The organism is Armatimonas sp. (assembly GCF_031410135.1).
Taxonomy (GTDB): Bacteria; Armatimonadota; Armatimonadia; order Armatimonadales; family Armatimonadaceae; genus Armatimonas.
Genome location: NZ_JANNYP010000045.1, coordinates 1 through 3,517, shown reverse-complemented (window position 1 = coordinate 3,517; position 3,517 = coordinate 1). Strand labels below are relative to the sequence as shown.

Sequence of the window (3,517 nt, the reverse complement as noted above, 5' to 3'; positions counted from 1 at the left end):
CGGCTCCCTCACGCTTCTCAAGGGAGAACACCCTAGTGTACAAATGGTACGAGAAAAGATCGCCATGGTTCTTGAACCCAAGAGCTACGAAACGACCGTGGACTTTGTCTTCAAGAACGCTGGCCCCGCCACCAAAGTGCTCATGGGCTTTCCTGAGTCCGGGAGCGGCGATGTCAAACAGATGAGCAAGAGCCAGATGCTGGCCTTTTCTACCTGGGTAGATGGCACCAAGACCACGGCGCGCTGGGTTCCCGTGAAAAGCAACGATGAAGATCAGTACGAGGCGCACTGGGTTAAAGAAGTCTCGTTTGCCGCCAACCAGGTTCGAAAAATCCGTGTTCGTTACCGCTCCGAGTATGGCGGTGCAGCAACAGGTGGTCTCAAAGACTTTGTGAGCTACAACTTCACAGGCGCGAACTGGAAAGGAAAAGTGGAGGAGAGCGAGCTGACCCTAACCCTCCAGCGTCCTGGCAGCTTCGTGGTCGCCGCAACCATCGAGCCCCTAGGCGGCGAGAGTGGCGCAGTCGCGCTGGTTCAGAAAGGCGCGACGCTGAGCCGCACCTGGCGCAACTGGGAAGCCCAGGCGGACTTCACCATGGCGTTTGGAACCGCGCCTGCGAGTTGGCGCGTCATTTTCAAGCCGGGTATGGACGAGGATGAAGTTAAGGTGAATGGTGCCGTGATTCTCCCTGCCACCAAGCTCCGCACCCTCACCACGCCGGGCACGCCTGCCACGCTCAAGGTCTACGACTGGTGTCCGCCAGCGCTGGATCAGAGCGGCGAGGTGTTAGTTGCCGTCGGCCAGCTGGAAAACCTCCTAGGCGGCACCTGGGAGATCTCCCCAGAAGAGCCCACGACTTCTGCAACTCTCAAGCACTTGGGCCATACATTTAACTTCACCACGGGGAAGAGCACAGCGATAATTGATGGTAAATCCGTCACACTTCCCATTGCCCCCCGAACAATTCGAGGCGACGTCCCGGTCACCGACTGGCTCTATGTCCCCTTCTCGGTGATTGCCAAGGCCCTGGGGCAAAAGTACGAAGCGCTCAAAGACAGCCGCACGCTTCGCATCATTCAGTAGCGACCACGCGAGAGTCGGACCGTAGAAGCAGCGCCAGCGAGAGCAGCGCTGCTCCCGCCGCAATCCCCATCAGCGGGCCGTACCCGATCCACGCTACCGCAAGACCACCGAGCCACGGGGCGATCATGCGTGGCGCGGCGCGGATGATGTTGTAGAGCGCGGAGTAGAGCGGAATCCGCGAAGGGTGCCCGGCGAGCTCCATCATGAGGTTGCTCGCCGCCAAGTCCACGCCCGCCGTGGCCAGTGCCCAGAGCACAAAGACGCCTGCGAACCAGCTACCCGTCGGAGCCAGGAGCGCAAAGATAAAGCCCGCCGCTGCCGCGACACACGCCAGCAAGACCATCGGGCGGTTCCCCCAGCGATCCGCCAGCCAGCCGATGAGCAGCGCCGCCACTGAGCCCGCAAAGATACTCACTGCCGTGTAGAGCGCCAGATCTGCCTGGGCCTCACCAAAGCGCCGCGCGGCAAAGAGCGCCAGAAACGGAGCGGCGACTTGCGTCAAGGCAAAGACAACCTGCGAGTAGCCCAGCCGCCGAAACGGCGCATCACCACGCCAAGTGTTGAGCATCATCGCCGCATCCAGCTTCTTGTCCACCTCGGCTTCCAGGCCACTTTCTTGCACCCTGCCGTCTGGCTCGCGCAGGAAGAGAAACGGGATGATCGTGATGGTCAGGATGACGAAACCAAGCCCGAAGCCCAGGCCATAGCCACCGGGAAAGCCGCGCCCGAGCACCACATGACGCAACACCCACTCGGTGCCCAGCGTGCATACACCCGCAATCCCCCCCGCAAAACCGTAGAGCCGACCCCGCCAGTGCACTGGAATCGTCTTACCAATCGCGGTCCAGTACGCCGGTATGTTAAAGCCCATCGCCAGCGAGTGCCCACAGAACCCGACAAACGTCGCGATAATCAGCCAGTCCGGCTGGGTCTTGCCCCAGAGCGGCGCGAGAAACGCCAGCGGCAACAAAAACAAGCGCTCGATCAGTGCCACCCAGAACAGCCAGAGCCGCACGTGCTTCAGGCGCTGGAGCACGCCCACCGTGAGCAGTCCTGGCCCTAAAATCAGCAGGCTAGAGAGCCCCGTCAGCGCCCCAATTGTTCCAGGTGTTGCGCCACAGCGATCCAGAAACGCAGGGAGAATGGTCTGCGTAGAGAAAAAAGCGATCCCTAAGGGAAACCCAACGGCATCGGCCAGGCAGATAAGAAAGTTGATTTGTTTGTCGCGTCGGGTCATTTTTCCTCTCCCCGCCGCTGAAACGGCGACCCTCTCCTGCTTCGCGAAGAGGGTACAGAGCTAGTGTTTGTTTTTGTCACCATTTAACCCTTCGCGAAGCAGGAGGGTGGCCGAGTGGTGCGAGGCCAGGAGGTAAATTAATAACGCAGGATTCCGGGCGCTGCGCCACGAATGATAGCACGAATTGGAGGCTGTAACAAATGGCATTTAACGGCAGAGCGGCGGTTCTTACCGAAGCGGGCAAGGACGTAGAGCTGATTGATATCTCGGTGGCGGAGCCCGCACCCGATGATGCGGTGATCGAGGTAGTGGCAAGCGGCGTCTGTCACACGGACCTGACAATCAAGCTGCAGCAGGGTGCGGGGATGAAGTTCCCGATTATCCTCGGGCACGAAGGCGCGGGGATTGTGAAGGCCGTCGGAAGCAACGTGACGCACCTCAAGCCGGGCGACCCGGTGGTGATTGCCTACCGTGCGCCCTGTGGCAGCTGCCCCGCGTGTCGGCGCGGCGATCCTCGGCGCTGCTACATGGCCCTGCGCCCCACGACGCCCATTACCCGTGTCGGGGACGACGCACGGTGCTCGCAGGTGCTGCGCTGTGGGACGTTCTCCACGATGACGGTGGTCAACGCCAAGGCCGCGATCAAGATGCCCGAGAACATGCCGCTGGACAAGGCGTGTCTCTTGGCCTGTGGCGTGATCACGGGGGTAGGGGCGACGATGAACACCACGCAGGTCTGGCCGGGCGCAAGCGTCGCCGTGGTCGGCTGTGGCGGTGTTGGTCTCTCGGTGATCCAGGGCGCGAAGATCCAGGGAGCCAAGCAGATCATCGGCGTGGACGTGAACCCGACCAAGCTAGAGTGGGCCAAAAAGTTCGGCGCGACGCACCTGGTCAACGCTCTTGATGGCGATCCCGTCGCCGCCGTCCGCAACTTAGTGGCCGACGACTGGCCCGGCTACGAGGGCGGCGTGGACTTTGCCTTTGAGGCCACCGGGCTGATGAAGTGCATCGAGCAGGCTGTGCGCATGGTGAACTACAATGGCACCGCCGTAAATATCGGCTTCCCCGGAAAAGACGCGGAAGTGACGCTCAACGTGGGCAATATTGATACGGGCGTCTACTGGAACAAAGTGAACCTCAAGGTTTGCCACTGCGGCGACGCACTCCCCAGCCACGACTTCCCGCTTCTAGCCCAG

At 61.2% G+C, this 3,517-nt stretch carries 3 protein-coding genes; 2 read left to right on the top strand and 1 reads right to left on the bottom strand.

All coding sequences use genetic code 11. The annotated features are described in order from the left end of the window. On the top strand, positions 1–1,084 hold a 1,084-nt coding region (locus tag RMO15_RS01625; RefSeq protein ID WP_309707202.1), incomplete at its 5' end, for a stalk domain-containing protein. On the opposite strand, the gene RMO15_RS01620 is transcribed toward RMO15_RS01625, so the two are convergent. Beyond that, a complete protein-coding gene (locus RMO15_RS01620) occupies positions 1,074–2,321 on the bottom strand; it encodes an MFS transporter (protein ID WP_309707200.1) in 1,248 nt (415 codons plus the stop codon). The genes RMO15_RS01625 and RMO15_RS01620 overlap by 11 nt on opposite strands. 200 nt (positions 2,322–2,521) lie before the next feature. Between RMO15_RS01620 and RMO15_RS01615 the strand changes: the two genes are divergently transcribed. After that, positions 2,522–3,517: alcohol dehydrogenase catalytic domain-containing protein (locus tag RMO15_RS01615; RefSeq protein ID WP_309707199.1), on the top strand; the 996-nt coding region annotated here is incomplete at its 3' end.

Coding starts and splice junctions, on each gene's coding strand:
- RMO15_RS01620 (WP_309707200.1), bottom strand. CDS start 2,321: ATGACCCGACGCGACAAACAAATCAACTTTCTTATCTGCCTGGCCGAT.